Source organism: Gilliamella sp. B2923, from assembly GCF_026536565.1.
GTDB lineage: Bacteria > Pseudomonadota > Gammaproteobacteria > Enterobacterales > Orbaceae > Gilliamella.
Genome location: NZ_JAFNNZ010000008.1, coordinates 84,759 through 103,428 on the forward strand (window position 1 = coordinate 84,759; position 18,670 = coordinate 103,428).

Annotated in this window: 12 protein-coding genes and 1 CRISPR repeat array; of the genes, 2 read left to right on the forward strand and 10 right to left on the reverse strand. The window is 38.9% G+C overall.

Annotated features, from left to right (window positions below; translation table 11 throughout):
* Positions 1-2,134: 2,134 nt before the first annotated feature.
* From J3U42_RS09430 to J3U42_RS09475, 10 genes are all read right to left on the reverse strand, one after another.
* Positions 2,135-2,674 carry a methylated-DNA--[protein]-cysteine S-methyltransferase gene (locus tag J3U42_RS09430; protein ID WP_267336307.1) on the reverse strand — a complete coding sequence of 180 codons (540 nt, stop codon included), beginning with the start codon at positions 2,672-2,674 and terminating at the stop codon, positions 2,135-2,137.
* A gap of 312 nt (positions 2,675-2,986) precedes the next feature.
* Positions 2,987-3,751 (reverse strand): histidine phosphatase family protein, encoded by a 765-nt coding sequence (locus J3U42_RS09435; protein ID WP_220217576.1) that lies wholly within the window; start codon positions 3,749-3,751, stop codon positions 2,987-2,989.
* A gap of 15 nt (positions 3,752-3,766) precedes the next feature.
* Complete coding sequence (locus tag J3U42_RS09440) at positions 3,767-5,104, reverse strand: OprD family outer membrane porin (protein ID WP_267336308.1); 1,338 nt, start codon at positions 5,102-5,104, stop codon at positions 3,767-3,769.
* Positions 5,105-5,293: 189 nt separating this feature from the next.
* Complete coding sequence (locus tag J3U42_RS09445) at positions 5,294-5,488, reverse strand: hypothetical protein (protein WP_267336309.1); 195 nt, start codon at positions 5,486-5,488, stop codon at positions 5,294-5,296.
* Positions 5,489-5,586: 98 nt separating this feature from the next.
* The gene (locus tag J3U42_RS09450; RefSeq protein WP_267328998.1) at positions 5,587-6,978 is read right to left on the reverse strand and encodes a glycoside hydrolase family 1 protein; all 1,392 of its coding nucleotides are present in this window, start codon (positions 6,976-6,978) and stop codon (positions 5,587-5,589) included.
* Between the two features lie 3 nt (positions 6,979-6,981).
* On the reverse strand, positions 6,982-8,907 hold the full coding sequence (locus J3U42_RS09455; RefSeq protein WP_267336310.1) for a beta-glucoside-specific PTS transporter subunit IIABC: 1,926 nt from the start codon (positions 8,905-8,907) through the stop codon (positions 6,982-6,984).
* Positions 8,908-9,099: 192 nt separating this feature from the next.
* The gene (gene licT, locus J3U42_RS09460; protein ID WP_267336311.1) at positions 9,100-9,942 is read right to left on the reverse strand and encodes a BglG family transcription antiterminator LicT; all 843 of its coding nucleotides are present in this window, start codon (positions 9,940-9,942) and stop codon (positions 9,100-9,102) included.
* Positions 9,943-10,120: 178 nt separating this feature from the next.
* Positions 10,121-11,995: a molecular chaperone HtpG gene (gene htpG / locus J3U42_RS09465; protein ID WP_267336312.1), complete on the reverse strand. Its 1,875-nt coding sequence runs from the start codon at positions 11,993-11,995 to the stop codon at positions 10,121-10,123.
* 278 nt (positions 11,996-12,273) lie between these two features.
* Positions 12,274-13,638: a sodium-dependent transporter gene (locus tag J3U42_RS09470; RefSeq protein WP_267329001.1), complete on the reverse strand. Its 1,365-nt coding sequence runs from the start codon at positions 13,636-13,638 to the stop codon at positions 12,274-12,276.
* A gap of 181 nt (positions 13,639-13,819) precedes the next feature.
* Positions 13,820-14,119, reverse strand: coding sequence for a hypothetical protein (locus J3U42_RS09475; protein ID WP_267336313.1), 300 nt, complete (start codon positions 14,117-14,119; stop codon positions 13,820-13,822).
* A 196-nt stretch (positions 14,120-14,315) separates the two neighbouring features.
* Between J3U42_RS09475 and ubiG the strand changes: the two genes are divergently transcribed.
* Positions 14,316-15,020, forward strand: coding sequence for a bifunctional 2-polyprenyl-6-hydroxyphenol methylase/3-demethylubiquinol 3-O-methyltransferase UbiG (gene ubiG, locus J3U42_RS09480; RefSeq protein WP_267336314.1), 705 nt, complete (start codon positions 14,316-14,318; stop codon positions 15,018-15,020).
* 247 nt (positions 15,021-15,267) lie between these two features.
* Positions 15,268-16,590, forward strand: a complete 1,323-nt coding sequence (gene gntT / locus J3U42_RS09485; protein WP_267329003.1) for a gluconate transporter — start codon at positions 15,268-15,270, stop codon at positions 16,588-16,590.
* A 500-nt stretch (positions 16,591-17,090) separates the two neighbouring features.
* Positions 17,091-17,599: a CRISPR direct-repeat array (repeat unit 28 nt; unit sequence CTTCACGGCTGCATAAGCTGTTTAGAAA).
* Positions 17,600-18,670: the final 1,071 nt, after the last annotated feature.

The window sequence follows — 18,670 nt, forward strand, 5'->3', positions numbered from 1 at the left end:
GTAAGCCGTTTGAAAAAAGTAATGGAGTTCAAAATACAAACTTTTTAAACCCTTTTTTTTAGCTAAAAATAAAACCATTAAAAATCAATATATTGCAAAATCGTTAGAAAAAAGGGTTTTTAAACTTAAAATTGCTCTTTGTGTTTTTATAAACGATGTTTATAGTATGTAAGATTCTACTTCACGGCTGCATAAGCCGTTTAGAAAAGTCCTGCTGCACGTCAATAGCCAATGTTAGACTTCACGGCTGCATAAGCCGTTTAGAAAACCAACGGTGTGCCCGACGGACATATAGCTGGCTTCACGGCTGCATAAGCCGTTTAGAAATATAACACCCGATCTACCGTCTGGAGTGTATTCTTCACGGCTGCATAAGGGGGTTTAGAATATTTTTGAAATATCTAAAACTTTTGTTTTTATACTGAAACATAGGTGTTTTCTGAAAGTTCTTGACAGTGGTTTGTGTTTTTTGCTTAAACACCTATATTTTCTGAAACTTCTTTACAAGGTTTTATACTTTAATTGAAAGTTTCGGGTTTTTGGTTTGTAGGTTTCGGACGCTGTTGATTAGTCGATAATTTCAATACGATGTCAGCGTCCGAATTAGGGGGATTTTGTGCGAAATCCCCCTAATGACCCCCTCGCAGCGCCACCCAAAGCGGTCTTCGACTGCCCTCCGCCTTCGTTCGGTCTTAACGCACCGGCGCTGATTTGTTCCGGACAAAGCAGCGCCTCGCCAAACATCCTTGTTTGGCGTGCTAACCTCGCTCAGTTGTCGGCGCTTTGTGAAGGTGCGGGTTGGTGCATTTGTTTGCTTTTGGGAAAGGTCATGGTAAGCCGTTTGAAAAAAGTAATGGAGTTCAAAATACAAACTTTTTAACCCCTTTTTTTTAGCTAAAAGTAAAAACATTAAAAATCAATATATTGCAAAAGCGTTAGAAAAAAGGGTTTTTAAACTTAAAATTGCTCTTTGTGTTTTTATAAACGATGTTTATAGTATGTAAGATTCTACTTCACGGCTGCATAAGCTGTTTAGAAACCAAAAATAAAAAATGTTCGCATGCGAACAAACTTCATGGTTGCATAAGGGGGTTTAGAATATTTTTGAAATATCTAAAACTTTTGTTTTTATACTGAAACGCGGGTGTTTTCTGAAGGTTCTTGACAGTGGTTTGTGTTTTTGCTTAAACACCTATATTTTCTGAAAGTTTTTGACAAGGTTTTACTTTTTTTGTAAGTTGCACGTTTTTTGTACGCAAGCTTCGGACGCTGTTGATTGGTCGATATTTTCATTTCAGTGTCTGCGTCCGAATTAGGGGGATTTTGTGCGAAATCCCCCTAATAACCCCCTCGCAGCACCACCCAAAGCGGTCTTCGACTGCCCTCCGCTTTCGTTCGGTCTTAACGCACCGGCGCTGATTTGTTCCGGACAAAGCAGCGCCTCGCCAAACATCCTTGTTTGGCGTGCTAACCTCGCTCAGTTGTCGGCGCTTTGTGAAGGTGCGGGTTGGTGCACTTGTTTGCTTTTGTGGAAGCTAATGGTAAGCGGTTTAAAAATAGTAGTGGAGTTTAAAGTACTAACTTTATAAACCCTTTTTTTTAACTAAAAATAAAACCATTAAAAATCAATATATTGCAAAATCGTTAGAAAAAAGGGTTTTTAAGCCTAAAATTGACCTTTATGTTTTTATAAACGATGTTTATAGTATGTGAGATTCTACTTCACGGCTGCATAAGCCGTTTAGAAAGTTGACTCGGCAACTTCTTCAGCAAATGCTGCCTTCACGGCTGCATAAGCTGTTTAGAAACCAAAAATAAAAAATGTTCGCATGCGAACAAACTTCATGGCTGCATAAGGGGGTTTAGAATATTTTTGAAATATTTAAAACTTTTGTTTTTATACTGAAACGTGGGTGTTTTCTGAAAGTTTTTGTCAAGGGTTTGTGTTTTTTGCTTAAACACCTATGATTTCTGAAAGTTTTTGACAAGGTTTTATACTTTAATTGAAAGTTGCGATTTTTTGGTATTGTGGTTGTTTTGGTGATTTTGGGTTGGTTAACTTTATCGCTGGTTGTGGCTTTGCGATAAAGTTTTGGTTTTGGTGTTGTGCCGGTTAGTTTGTGTGGTTTTATTTTTATGGGGTGTTTGGTTGTCGGGGTAGGGTTAGGTTGCTGGTGTCTACGCCTTCAATTTGCAGTAATTTTATTTTTTTATCGATGCCGCCTGCATAGCCGGTTAGGTTGCCGTTTGTTCCTATCACTCGGTGGCAGGGGATGATGATTGAGATTGGGTTGTGTCCGACTGCGCCACCAACCGCTTGGCTGGACATCTGTTGTTTATTTAGCGCTGTTGCGATTTGTTTGGCTATGTCGCCATAGGTGATAAGTTGTCCATAAGGGATTTTACACAAGATATCCCAAACTAAATAGCGAAACGGGGTGCCTTTTGGGGCTAGTGGTAATTGGTTGATAGCGGGGTTTTTGCCGGCAAAATAGTCATCTAACCAATGTTTGGTTTGATTAAAGATCGCTAAATTTGCTTGTTCTTGCCACTTTTTTACTGCCATATCGCCAAAATATTTTTGTCCTTCAATCCATACACCTACTAATTTATTTTGATGACTAGCTAGGGTGATGTTGCCCATTGGTGAGGCGTAGTTGGTCGAGTAGTACATGATCTTTCCTTGTTATATAGATTAGCTGTTGGCAAGCTATTATAGCCTGATCTTAAGATTAAGGTGGTTTGTTTTTTATTTTTTATGAAAGAAGATTATTGGTGTTTGATATCTTTTTATTTTGATTATTTGATTAACGCTATCGCTATAACTGCCAGCAGAACAATAACCAATAAACGCTTTTATTATCCAGCATAATATGAGTGCTATAAGAAAAGTATGCGGTCTGCGATTTTATTGGTGGTGATAGTTCGGCGGTTTTGGCTGATAAGTCAATGACTCACTGGTGTGAGCCATTGGTTATTGTACTTTTTACTTGCTTAAGGTTTTGCCTTTTTCTACGTAGCTCATGTCGCCTAAACTTTCTACGATAAATTTACCGTCGTCGGTGTAGCGAATTTTGGTCACACTGGCGTTACCTAATCCGGCGGTAATCGGTTGGTCTTGCATCTCTTCGACCATTGCCATGATCGCCATGCCATGAGTCACAACTAATACGTTACCACCGCCTTGCGCTTGTGCTTGTTTTGCAATGGCTTTTAAGGCGGTTTGCATACGTGTTTTGACTTTATTGTAATTTTCCGCTTCGCCGGATTTTTCAACTGCTGCAATGGCATCCATCATTTTGTTTAAGGTGATTTTTCCTTTACCAAAATCTTCCATTAACGCTTTATCCGATTCGTAGCCTAAATGCTGAGCAGCGGGCGTCCACATATTGGGATCGAGATCGCCTTCGAAGTCACCAAAACAGGTTTCTCGTAGTGCTTCCATTTCGTTTATGTTTATCGGATCGCCTTTGGTTTCTAATATGATGCGGGCAGTTTGTCTTGCTCGTCCTAGATCGCTTGAGTAAACTGCAATAAATTTCATATCGCCTAATCCGCGTCCAAGTTGCTGTGCTACTTCAATGCCCGGTTTGGTTAATGGTGTGTCAGACCATCCTTGAGCACGATGTACGTTGTTAAACATTGTTTTACCATGGCGAGTAAAATATAAGTTGACCTCTTGCGCAAAGGCTTGCGATGCTAATGAGGCTGCCACAACGACAATACTGATAAGTTTGATAATTTTTTTCATACTTTCATCCTTTTCTTAAAATAAATTAAATCGATAATCAATCACGGTTTCAGCCGATAGCGTTGGTGAGCGTTGTGCTTTGCCGTCTCTGAGTTTTGGGGTGACATCAGAACTGCTGATTGTTTTGTATGACCAGCCATAACCTGCTTTAGCTAAAATCGATAAGTTTTTGAAAGTGCCACTGGTCGGTTTAAAGATATTAAAGACGTTAATTTCACCGTTTTTTAGGGTTTGGTGTTTATAGTTAAATCTGCCGTAGTTCATATACAAACCGGTAGTATTATCTTGCACAAAGTCGTAACCTAATACCGCTGATAATACCAGTTCGCCATCTCGCATATAATCAGCCCCGGCGGCGGCAAGTCCGTTAAAGCGTCCACGGGTATTTTTGCCTAGATGTCGACCGTAAAAGCCAATTGCATTATGTTTGTTGGCATCGGTATAAGCCAGACCGAGTTTAACGCTCCAATCATCTTCTTTCCATTGGGCATCGGCGGCATAGTGCCATGCGTGATCTTCAAACTCTTTTTTGCTTTTTGACATGGCATCATAATTTTTTAAAGCATAACTACCGTATAACTGCGAGCCTAAGGTTAATTTGTTGGTTGGCTTGTAAGTTAACTCAATAGCATGACGTCTTAAATAGTCTTTAGCGACACCATATGAGTAGTCGATTTTTGTGGTGCTATCTTGATAAGCGATTTCAGCCGTTGAGATATGGTCGATGACGCTTTTGCGATCATTACTCATAAAATGCACTTTTTTGGCTGATTCACGAGGATAGGCACTATCAATGCGAGCAAATGAGAAAGCGAGCTTGTCAACGTTAAAAATCCCACTGTAACCGAGGTAGCTGTTGCGAGTTAAATGTTGGGATGAGCTGATAATGCCCAGATCTTTTAAACTTTGCCAGCCAACTTTACCGTTGAATTTGATGTTGTCATTTCCCAGTTTGATTTTGATATAGCGCTGGGTGAATTTATTAAATCCGTGGGCGTTATGTTTGCTGTAGCCTTTGCCGTCGTTATACAGTAAATTACGGGTGGCAAAGTAGTCACTTGCACCAAGTTTTATCACATTGTCATAAGTAACATCAAAACCTAGGGTATCAAATAGGTATCCCGATTTATAATTGAGGGTAAATGCTTGCCCCCAAGCGCTGTGAACTTCTTTGGGCTGGGATGCGTTCTCTTTTAAGTATTTCCAATGATTACGGGTGGAAAAATCGAGCTTGCTATCGTTAAAAAAGTGATTATCGAACATACCGGCTGATGAACTTACGTCATTGGCCAGTACTGAACAACTCAGTAGGCTTAGAAGTGCCAGTGGTAGGTATTTCAGTTTTGTCGTCATATCCTTTGTCCTTGTTTCCTAAAATAAACCTAAATGCCAACTTGTGAGAGGGCTAACTCCTTAAGTTAGGATTAAGGTGTTATCTGCTAAGTGCAGTCATCATTCAAGATAAAATTGATTTGTGCGATGTGTTTACCTGTTTTTTGTCTGTTCTTGCCTTATGTTAACGAGTGTTTAATGCAACGTTTTTTAGTCGCTATGATCGATTGAGATCATCGGCGCTAAACTTGCTGCATTTGCCCATTGCTGGTAAATAACCGGATGATGCGACTTCCTAATCTTTGTCTGTACTTTCAAGCTTTCGATAATCTGCAAGTCGCTGGTATTTCGCCTTTTGGCGTTATTTAAAGCAGCTATCGATCGGCTTTCGGTTTGTTGTTCCATAACAATTTATTCATCCGGTTTAATTTTTCGATCCTTTGCGTTTGATGCGAAAAAGATTGATAAGCCGATAGCCCATAACTTAGGCTATCGGGCTAGTGTTATTTTAGTACCGCTCCTTTTGATGCAATGACCGATTTGTACCAGTAAAAACTTCTTTTCTTATATCGTTTTAAAGATCCGGTGCCGTCTTGGTTAAGATCCACATAAATAAAGCCGTAACGTTTTGTCACTTCGGCTTTAGATGCACTAATTAGATCAATTGGTCCCCAACTGGTGTAACCCATGACCTCGACACCGTCTTCAATAGCTTCACGGATTTGAACTAAATGATCATTCATATAGTTAATACGATAATCATCGTTTATAGTGCCGTCGGTTTCTAATTTGTCTTTTGCGCCTAATCCGTTTTCCACAATAAAGAGCGGTTTTTGATAACGTTCATAGAGCATATTTAATAGATAGCGAATGCCGACAGGATCGATCTGCCAACCCCATTCAGATGCTTTTAGATAAGGATTCGGTACCATATCTAAAATATTACCTTTGGTTTTAAGCGACGGATCCGCCGTTGCACAGCAACTCATGTAATAGCTAAATGAGACAAAATCGACAGTGTTTTTGAGATCTTGAGCATCTTGCTCAGTAATGGTTAACTCAATACTGTTTTGTTTAAAGTAACGATGCATGTAGGTTGGATAGTAACCACGGACTTGAACATCACCAAAAAATAGCCAGCCGTGGTTTTCTTGATGAGCTGCCCATACATCTTCAGGTTTCGGGGTAAGAGGGTAGGCAACAGCGCCTAATAACATGTTACCGATTTTGGCATCCGGTATGATTTGATGACACAATTTTACCGCCCGTCCACTGGCCACCAGTTGATGATGAATGGCTTGATAGATTTGCTGTTTACTGCTGTTACGATCTAAGCCCACGCCGGTAAATGGTTCGTGCAATGACATGTTGATTTCATTGAAGGTTAACCAGTATTTGACTTTCTCTTTATAGCGTTCAAATACAACTTTGGCATAATGGGTGAAAAATTCAATCACTTGCCGATTACCCCAACCACCATATTGCGTGACTAAGTGATAAGGCATTTCATAATGCGATAGTGTGACTAATGGTTGGATGTTGTGTTTAGCCATTTCGTCAAATAATTTGTCATAAAAAGCTAAACCTTGTTCATTTGGCTGTTGTTCATCCCCGTTAGGAAATATCCGCGTCCATGCAATAGATACACGTAAGCAGCTAAAGCCCATTTCAGCAAATAGCGCTATATCTTCCGGATAGCGATGATAAAAATCAATCGCTGTATCTTTTATGCTGTTGATCTGATGCTGATTGCGATCGATTATTTCGCCAAATAAGCCGTTTGGTGTACAGTCGGACGTTGATAGACCTTTACCGTCTTGACGATAAGCACCTTCCACTTGATTGGCGGCAATTGCGCCCCCCCAAAGAAAATCGTTAGGAAACGTTGTTGACATGTTTTACTCCTTATTTGCGATTAATGCTAGTAATGCGTCACCACTTTCAATATTGCTTTGCTCTGTCATGCAAAAGATATCTTGATAATTATCTGTGTTGGTAATAATGATTGGTGTAGTCATGGCAAATCCGGCTTTTTTTATGGCCTCAATATCGAAGCTGACTAATAGATCACCTTTTTTGACTTTATCACCTGCTTGGACATGCGATTGAAAATGTTGACCGTCTAATTTAACGGTATCAATACCAATATGAATCAATATTTCAGCGCCACTTTGGGTTTGTAAACCTATAGCGTGTTTAGTTCTAAATAGCGAAACGACTTCACCATCGTCCGGGGCAAGCGCTTGTCCAACTGTTGGCTCTATTGCGATACCTTTACCCATTAATTCGCCGGCAAAGGTTGGATCGTTCACTTCGCTTAAAGGCAAAATGTTGCCGGTTAACGGGCTAAAAATGGTGGTTGCATTGGCGCTCGCTTGTGCATGGCTGTGTTGACTGGTGTTATTAGCGTGCGCATTATCTGTGTTTTCATTCTCACTATTTGCATCTTGTAAGATCGATTTATCTTTAGGAATACCAAATAGATAGGTCACAATTAAGGCTAAAGTAAATGACAGCACACAACCAATGACCACGGCATAAAATTGCTCATTAATGCCAGTTTTAGGGATCAGTTGTAAGAATGAAAAGATATTAATAAAGCTAAAGGAGTAAATCACACTGTGGTAGTAACCGACAATGCCACCACCGACAACGGCGCATAAACAACCGATGATAAATGGTCTTTTTAACGGCAGGTTAACCCCGTAAATAGCCGGCTCAGTCACACCAAAGATGCCCGATAAGACCGAAGAGCTGGCTAATGCTTTAAATTGTTTGTCTTTGGCACGTAACATCACCGCTAACACAGCGCCGACTTGGGCAAACACCGCCGGAAATAAGATCGGTAACATAAAATCTTCTTGATAAACCGCAAGGTTATTTAAGGCAAATGGAACCAGTCCCCAATGAATGCCGAATATAACCATAACTTGCCATATTGCCGCTAAAATCATTGAGGCTATAATCGAGTTCAGTCCATAAACAAAGATAATGCCGTCGGCAATAAGATTACTGACGTAAGTCACCAAAGGTCCAATGACTGCAAAGGTGAGTGGCACAGTGATGATAATGCCCAGTAGTGGCGCAATAAACTTTTTAAACGAGTCATGCATAATTTTATTAAAATTGCGTTCTAAGAGTGAATAGAACCATGCAGCTAAAATTATTGGAAAGACAGATGAGGCATACGGAATAAGTTCAATTGGAATTGAAAATAATTCGGTACTAAGGGAAAATTCCCCTGCCGGCATCATGCTGGCTATGGTTGGGTGGATAAGTGCGCCACCAATTGCCATACCCACGTAAGGGTTACCACCAAATTTTTTCACCGCCGAAAATCCTAAAATAATCGGTAGGTAATATAAAGGGGCGTCACTTATTGCAAATAAAAATTGATACGTTGAGGTATTTTCCTGCACGATATTGCTGATAAGCAAAACCGATAATAGACCTTTTAATATCCCGCCGGCAACTAGTACTACCAGCACCGGAATAAAGATCCCCGATACTAAATCGATTAGTTTAGAAAATAGACCTGTTTTTTGTTTTGAGGAAGCTTGCTCATTATTTTTGTCGTTTAAGTTGGTCAGTTGCATAATGTCATTAAATACATCTGCAACGTTATTGCCAATCACAACTTGAAATTGTCCGCCACTTTGAACAACCGTTATAATGCCGTTTTGTTTTTTTAATGTATCGGCATCGGCCAGGCTTTCATCTTTTAAGACAAATCTTAGTCGGGTAGCGCAGTGTACCAGACTGATAATATTGTCTTTGCCACCGATTTGGTTAATGATTGATTCGGCAAGTGCTCTGTTTTTCATACCTTATCCTTATTTTTATGCAAAAAAAAACCTAGCTCCCTTTTATTCAAGGAAGCTAGGTTTTGCTTGCAAAGTAGAATCATTCTATTTTGCAATAACAATCCAAAAACTGATGTATTTAGGCTAACATAAATTTTGCGACCTAGGTATTAATTCCGATATTGTGTTTTGGAAATTGTGATTTATATCACATTATGTTTTTTTTAATTCGTTGCGCAGTCTTTCGATATGAATGGTTAGATATAAACTTTCGTCATCGCTAAGGGGATGTGAATAGTGTTGGATTAAATGCAGATCAATTTGTTTAGTGCATTGGTAAGCTTGTTCGTATTTTTTTCGAATTAATTCATATAGCGAGGCGTCTTGTTCGGGGTGTTCGGTTTGGCTCAGTATGCGATGTGAAAAGAATTTCAAATGAGTGATAAACCGCTGATAGGACAGACAATCTTCATCATACTCAAACTGAAAGTGATATTTTACAATGTTTAAAATTTCACGCATGATTTTGGTCATTTTAACAATGTTGGGCATGGTGTCATTGAGCTGCGCATTGATAATATGAAAGGTGATAAAGCCGGCTTCGTCTTCCGGTAAATCGACATTTAATCGTTGTTTTATCACTGATAATGCATATAAACCGATTTGAAACTCTTTAGGGTAGAGTTTTTTGGTTTCCCATAAAAAACTATTTGGAATATCAAACCCTTGTTTATGTCGTTCTATGGCAAAATGGATATGATCGGTGAGTGAAATATAGATACTATCTTGCAGTTTGCCTTCTAATAACAGCTTTGCATGATTAATAATCACTTCTGTTGTTGTTAATATTTCAATGGGAATTTCAGAGAGTAATTCAGCAAATCGGGGGAGGGTTTCGTTATTGGTTAATGAGAACTGTTTTTCAATCAAATCACTATCAATTAAGTCGCCTTCTCGCTTTTTAAAACCCACGCCACGACCGGTAACGATGAGTTCATTACCCTTCGCATCTAACGTAACAACGACATTATTATTAAGAATTTTATGAACTTTCATACACTGCTGCTTGTTTTTTCTATATCGGTATTATGTATAGTGAGCAAAAAATAGGAAGTAAAAAATTGAAAAAATGTGATAGGTGTCATATTTTTAGTGAAATTTTGTTGCTTATTTCAAAAAAAAGCTAACAAAAAACCCGATACCGTTAACGGCATCGGGCTGATATTTGCAAAGATTATTGCGCAAGGAGTTTATTCATCGTTTGAATAAATTTACTTGGATCATTTAGTGAGCCTTTTTCGGCCAGTAGTGCTTGATCTAACAATAGTTCGATCCAATCATTAAACGCTGTTTCATCTTGCGTGTCGGCAATTCGTTTCACCAATTTATGATCAGGATTAATTTCAAACGTGTAGTTGATCTCAGGTGCTTTTTGGCCGGCTGAGGCTAGTAATTTTGCCATTTGAGTCGACATTTCATCAGCACTTGTGGTCACAATGGCTGGGGTATTGGTTAAGCGGTGGGTTAATTTCACCTCTTTAACTTTATTACCTAAAACGTTTTTAACCCGTTCAATAAATGGCGCTAACTCTTTTTCAACTTCTTTTTGATCTTCACTATTTTGATCAGCAAGTTTTTCGATAGATTCGTCTGATTTACTGATTGATTGGAATTGTTTTCCGTCAAATTCAGTTAAATGACTCATCATCCACTCATCAACACGATCAGAAAGCAGTAATACTTCAATGCCTTTTTTGTTGAATAATTCAAGATGAGGACTATTTTTTGCTGCGCCGTAGCTGTCAGCGGTAATATAGTAAATCTTGTCTTGACCGTCTTGCATGCGGCTGATGTAGTTCTCTAAACTGACTGTTTGCGCATCGCTGTCGTTATGGGTTGAGGCAAAACGTAATAATTTAGCAATTGCTTCACGGTTGGTGAAGTCTTCACCGGTACCTTCTTTTAACACTAAGCCAAATTCACCCCAGAATTTTTGATATTGTTCCTGGTCGTCTTTAGCTAATTTTTCTAGCATTTGTAATACACGTTTGGTACAGGCATTACGTAAACTTTGCGTAACTTTGTTATCTTGCAATATTTCACGTGACACGTTTAACGGTAGATCATTTGAATCAATTAAGCCTTTCACAAAACGTAAGTAATTAGGCATAAATTGTTCAGCATCATCCATAATGAAAACACGTTGCACATAAAGTTTTAATCCGTGTTTATTATCTCGATTCCACATGTCCCATGGTGCATTTGCCGGGATATAAAGTAAGCTGGTATATTCTTGTTTACCTTCTACACGGTTGTGGCTCCAACTGATTGGATCGGCAAAATCGTGTGACAAGTGCTTATAAAACTCTTTATATTCATCATCGGTAATTTCTGATTTGCTACGTGTCCAAAGCGCTTGTGCTTTATTGACTTTTTCCCATTTTACTTCTTTGCTCTCTTCATCGGTCGTTTGAACTTCGACAGATAATGAGATGTGATCAGAATATTTACTGATAATTGAGCGTAAACGCCAATCTTCTAAAAACTCTTTTTCATCAGCTTTTAAATGTAAGGTGATCTCTGTACCACGAGTGTCTTTAGTGGTATCAGATAGGGTATATTCGCCTTCACCGGTAGACTCCCACATCACTGCTTCATCAGCTTGTGCGGTTGCTGCGCGGGTTTTTACGGTCACTTTATCAGCTACAATAAAGGCGGAGTAAAAGCCAACCCCAAATTGACCGATTAATTGGCTGTCTTTGGCTTGATCACTGCCGATAGATTCTAAAAATGCTTTGGTGCCTGATTTAGCAATGGTGCCTAGATTTTCGATGACTTCATCACGGGTCATCCCGATACCATTGTCAGAAATGGTTAAGGTGCCGGCCTCTTGATTTGTCCAAATTCGAACACCGAGATCAGCATCACCGGCATAAAGATTTGGGTTTTCCAGCGCTTTAAAACGTAGTTTGTCAGCCGCATCCGATGCATTAGATATTAATTCTCTTAAAAAAATCTCTTTATTGGAATATAAAGAGTGAATCATTAAATGGAGAATCTGTTTAACTTCGGATTGAAAGCCTCGTGTTTCTGTTCCTTGCTTACTCATTAACTAGTACCTCAATTAAAATTAATAGTCTCAAATAACAATTAGGCGAAAACTGATTGTGACAACAAAAAGACAATCTTACTCGCCGTAAGCTATGTTAAATGATTAACATTGATATAATGATTTGATTTATTGTTGTATTGTTATATGGGAATAAAATGAATGTTTTCAATAGCGGTAAATCAATATTGTTAACTGGTTGATGTTTTTTTGTTAAATCACCGGCATAAAAAAAGCCTTGTAAAGTACAAGGCTTTTAATATTGTGTTTAGATCTGATTAATGTTGTAATCCAAAAACAAGAATAGCAACAATTGCGATAGGGATAACAATTGAGGTTAACACTCGCCAAATTTTAAACCAGAAATTATTTAAGTTTAACTCTTCTTGGATGCGTTTTTGTTTCATCATATAAGCACCAAAAATCACCGTACCTAAACCGGTAATAGGTAACATGATTTTACTGGTGAGGTAATCAAGTGAATCAAAAATGTTTTTATCAAAGAATTTCACATCAGCCCATTTATTAAATGATAGGATACAAGCAATACCCAGCGCCCAAATAAGGATACTGATGACAATGGTTGCCGTTTTGCGTCCCATATGGGTTTTTTCTTCCAATAATTCGACCGTTGGTTCAAGTAGTGAAATCGAAGAGGTTAACGCCGCAAAGGTTAAAAAGATGAAGAATAAAATACCTAAAACGGTGCCGCCAATCATATTACCAAAGGCGATCGGTAGTGTAACGAAGATAAGACCTGGTCCAGCGGCAGGCTCTAAACCGTTGGCAAAAACCAATGGGAAGATTGCTATTCCGGATAATACCGCAACAACGACATCGAGTATCACCACTGTTCGGGCTGTTGATAATAAATCGACATCTTTACCAAGATAAGAACCATACGCCATCATAATGCCCATACCTAGTGATAAGCTGAAAAATGCATGGCCTAAGGCCGCTAAAATTGCGGTGCCGTTTAAGGCCGACCAGTTAGGGGTAAACAGGAAGTCACACGCTTTATAAAATGCAGGACCACTAGCATAAATAGCATAACCCACGAGTACTAACAGTAAAATACCTAAGCCTGGCATCATTAGTTTACAGCCACGTTCTAAGCCGGCACCAACGCCTAAGGCGACGATAAAGGCGGTGGCAAACATAAATACTGTATGCCATGTTAAAAGGCTACCGACATCAGCTTTGAAATTATCGAATATCAGCGCTGTTGTTTTGCCATTGACGCCTTCAAAAGTGCCTTTTGCTGCTAACACAATATAGTCAGTCGCCCAACCACCAATTACACTGTAGAATGATAAAATTAAAAATGAACCGAGAACGCCAATTATACCAACCCAACGCCAAGATTTTGAATGACCTTCAGAAACCGCAACATCTTCCATAGTATGGATTGGGTTTTTTTGCCCTCGACGACCGATTAGCCATTCTAAAACTAAAATAGGCATGCCAATAATAAACATGAAAAGTAAATAGGTGAGTACAAAAGCTGAACCACCCATTTGACCTGCCATATAGGGAAATTTCCAAATATTACCTAACCCCACCGCAGAGCCTGCCGCTGCAAGCATGAATCCCATGCGTGAGCTCCACTGTGAGTGACTTTTCTTCATAGTACCTGTACTCATGAATTTTCCTTTGATTCTTATTAAATAGTTTAATTTGCGTTTAGTTAAATTATGTATTAATTAAAAACTTTTAATCATGCCATGAAATTAGGCTATTCACAAGAAATCATTATAGCGATGAATTTTAGTTGTTTAAAAATTTAGCTGAAATGTAACTCAATATTAAAATGTAGCAGATGATCTATTGGAGCGTTTTGAGAATATTTAATAAACCGTAAAAGGTAAAAAAGAACCAGCATGGGCAAAAGAAAATGCTGATTCTGATTTTAAAAAAGAAAGTCAAAATGATGTTATAAATACCGAATACCACGTACATTTTACTCTTTTCAAGATTTTCATAACCGAGCGCTAAAAATGCATTGACTACCATTAAAACAAAGAATGGAAATGTCGCAATTGACATCAAAACAGCGTCCCCTAAAAATGGTATTTTCGCTATTTTCATTAACATACGTCGATCGGATTTTAGCGTGATAAACATTCTTCCAATTCCTTTTATTGATACCCGCTTTATCAATTATTGTTTATTTTTTAATGCTAAATTGTACACCATTTAACCTATAAGATTAAGAAGATTTTTTTGTCGATAAAACGATGTCAATGTTTGCGATTTTATTGATAATCAATCGTAGTTAGCATATAGTAAAATCCAGTTTTAAACTTTATTAACGCCAAACATGTCACAAAATATCGATATAAACGAAATCAATAAATTTTCACAATTAGCCGCACAATGGTGGGATCCAAATGGGCAATGTAAACCGTTGCATATCATTAATCCATTACGTGTTGATTATTTACTGCAACAATGCCAGTCACTCAATGGTAAAAAGGTATTAGATGTGGGGTGTGGCGGTGGCATCTTATCGGAAAGCCTAGCTAAGTTGGGCGCACAGGTCACCGCTATCGATCTGGCTGATGAGTCTTTAAATGTTGCCAAAGTGCATGCTGAGCAAAATGGATTAACTATTGATTATTTAAAACAGACGGTTGAAGCGCATGCTGAGCACTACAGCGCAAGCTATGACATTATCACTTGTATGGAGATGCTTGAACATGTGCCCGATCCTGCATCAATTATCGATGCCTGCGCCAAATTACTTAAACCGCATGGCAAACTCTTTTTATCCACCATTAATCGTAACAATAAAGCTAAATTGCTGATGATTTATGGTGCTGAATATTTAGCCCGATTAGTGCCGAAAGGTACCCATGATTTTAATCGATTTATTCGTCCTTCTGAATTAATGCTTTGGGTTGAGCAGGCGGGATTAACGGTTAAAGATATCATCGGTATGGAGTACCATTTACTGAGCAACCAATTTAAGTTGGGAGCGAATGTTGATGTAAATTACATCTTAATGGCGCAAAAATCAGAATAATATTAAAAGTGTGATCTAATTCTCATTTTAATGTTTTTTTCTAAAATTTTTCTTAATTTCCTCTATAATCGCCAAAGTTACCGATAACATGCGTTTTTTAACTGTTCAATCACAATAGCGCAAGTTAAAAACGCATTAATGATATGCAAAAGGTTAATTAAACGGTTAAATATCGCTTAACTAAACGCTATCTTAATCATAACGCTGTTACCTGAAACATAGCATTGTTTTTTTAGAGGAATAAAATATGCCGTTAATTATTATTGCCATTGGAGTGGCACTATTACTTATTTTAATGCTCCCACTTCGCCTTAATGGTTTTATTGCATTAATTTTGGTTGCACTGAGTGTTGGTGTGCTCGAAGGGATGCCGGTAATGGAAGTGGTCAAATCCATAAAAAATGGCGTAGGGGGAACGTTAGGTAGCCTGGCGTTGATTATGGGATTTGGCGCCATGCTCGGTAAACTTTTGGCCGATTGTGGTGGTGCACAACGAATCGCAACCACGCTTATTGCAACCTTTGGCGACAAAAAGATTCAATGGGCAGTCACCCTTACTGGCTTTATCGTGGGCTTTGCGCTTTTTTACGAAGTCGGTTTTGTCTTATTATTACCTTTAGTGTTAACCATTGCCGCTACGCTGCGCATTTCACCGCTTTATATTGGTATTCCAATGGCGGCTGCGTTATCGGTCACCCATGGATTTTTACCGCCACATCCGGGGCCAACGGCGATCGCTGAAATCTTCAAAGCCGACATGGGGCGCACCTTACTTTATGGCACAATTATTGGTATTCCAACGGTTATCTTAGCTGGCCCGATGTTGGCAAAATTGCCGTTTATTCGAGCCATTAATCATCCTATTGAAGAAGGGTTATACAATTCTCGTCAATTTACCGACGAGCAAATGCCAAGTTTTAGTGTCAGCGTGTTTACGGCATTAATTCCGGTGATATTGATGTCGATCCGGGCAGTTTGTGAAATGACGCTTGCTAAAGGAAACGTCATTTTACCTTATGTTGAGTTTTTTGGTGATCCGGTGATTGCCACGCTGATATCGGTGTTAGTTGCGGTATTCACATTTGGTCTTTGGCGTGGACGCTCCATGGCTGAGATCAATACAACAATTGTCGATTCGATTAAAATTATCGCCATGATGCTGTTAATTATTGGCGGTGGCGGTGCTTTTAAACAAGTATTGGTCGATAGTGGTGTTAAAGTTTATATCGAGCAAATGATGCACTCATCGACTGTTTCACCGCTAATTATGGCATGGTTAATTGCGGCATTACTGCGTTTAGCGTTGGGATCGGCAACGGTTGCAGCGTTAACTGCTGGCGGGATTGTGTTTCCGTTAATTGCGACTAGCGGCGTCAGCCCTGAACTTATGGTAATTGCCACCGGCGCCGGTAGTGTGGTGTTTTCACATGTTAATGATCCGGGTTTTTGGCTGTTTAAAGAGTATTTTAATTTAAGCATTACCGAAACGATGAAGTCATGGTCTTTATTAGAAACGGTGATTTCGGTTTGCGGATTAGTTGGGTGTTTAATTATTGAGATGTTTATTTAATAATTTAGATCTTCAATAGTGTAGGTTTTTAGTCCGCAGGTTTCGGACGCTATTTATTGGGCGATATTTTCATTTCGGTGTCTGCGTCCGAATTAGGGGGATTTGGTGCGAAATCCCCCTAATGACCCCCTCGCAGCACCACCCAAAGCGGTCTTCGACTGCTCTCCGCCTTCGTTCGGTCTTAACGCACCGGCGCTGATTTGTTCCAGACAAAGCAGCGCCTCGCCAAACATCCTTGTTTGGCGTGCTAACCTCGCTCAGTTGTCGGCGCTTTGTGAAGGTGCGGTCTGGGGCATTTGTTTGTTTTTGTGAAAGGTAATAGTAAGCCGTTCAAAAAAAGTAGTGGAGTTCAAAATACAAACTTTATAAACCCTTTTTTTTAGCTAAAAATAAAACCCTTAAAAATCAATATATTGTAAAAGCGTTAGAAAAAAGGGTTTTTAAACCTAAAATTGCTCTTTGTGTTTTTATCAACGATGTTTATAGTATGTGAGATTCTACTTCACGGCTGCATAAGCTGTTTAGAAACTTCCGCTTTAACAACAGTCTTTTTATATCCCCTTCACGGCTGCATAAGCTGTTTAGAAAAATTGACTCTTTAATGTTCATGAATTGCGCATCTTCACGGCTGCATAAGCTGTTTAGAAACTTTTTTGCGCATCTGTTGCCATTAAAACTCCCTTCACGGCTGCATAAGCTGTTTAGAAAGATTCGGCTTGGCAGTTATCCGAGCGGGGCAACTTCACGGCTGCATAAGCTGTTTAGAAAATTCACCGTGCTTACGTTTTAGATCTGATGGACTTCACGGCTGCATAAGCTGTTTAGAAAAAACAAAAAATATCAGTCGTTAACCATTAACACTTCACGGCTGCATAAGCTGTTTAGAAACTTTATTTTGTGTGACTATTAACCCGTCTTGTCTTCACGGCTGCATAAGCTGTTTAGAAATATGCTCGATAGGACGAACTAACTTTATTTTACTTGAAAGCTGCATAAGCTGTTTAGAAAAAAGTCGTATGTTTCTGCCGTAAGATAGAGCGCTTTAAGGCTTAATAAGGGGGTTAGGATATTTTTGAAATATCTAAAACTTTTACTTTATACTAAAACGTAGGTGTTTTCTGAAAGTTTTTGGCAATGTTTTGTATTTTTGCTTAAACACCTATATTTTCTGAAACTTTTTGACAAGGTTTTTACTTTTATAAAAGTTGCATGTTTTTGATCTGCAAGTTTCGGACGCTGTTAATTGGTTGATATTTTCATTACGGTGTCAGCGTCCGAATTAGGGGGATTTAGTGCGAAATCCCCCCTAATGACCCCCTCGCAGCACCGCCCAAAGCGGTCTTCGACTGCCCTCCGCCTTCGTTCGGTCTTAACGCACCGGCGCTGATTTGTTCCGGACAAAGCAGCGCCTCGCCAAACATCCCTGTTTGGCGTGCTGACCTCTCTCAGTTGTCGGCGCTTTGTGAAGGTGCAATCTGGTGCACTTGTTTGCTTTTGTGAAAGGTAATGGTAAGCCGTTTAAAAAAGTAGTGGAGTTCAAAATACAAAGTTTATAACCCCTTTTTTTTAACTAAAAATAAAACCATTAAAAATCAATATATTGCAAAAGCGTTAGAAAAAAGGGTTTTTAAACCTAAAATTGCCCTTTGTGTTTTTATCAACGATGTTTATAGTATGTGAGGTTCTACTTCACGGCTGCATAAGCCGTTTAGAAAGTTATACCATTTGACAAAAACGTTATGCAGGTCTTCACGGCTGCATAAGCCGTTTAGAAATGTTCTATGAGCCTGTCCTCGCGATGTACAACCTTCACGGCTGCATAAGCCGTTTAGAAATGCCCACGCTTTCCCCCCACGCTGGAGCAACTCTTTTACGCTGCATAAAAGGTTTAGGATATATATTTGAAAATATCTAAAACTTTTGTTTTTATACTTAAACGTAGGTGTTTTCTGAAACTTCTTGTCAATGTTTTGAGTTTTTTTCTTAATCAATTATATTTTCTGAAGCTTCTTGACGAGTTTTTATGATTTTATGCTTAAACATCTTGTTTACTTAATGCCTTATTGGTTTTTTATCGATG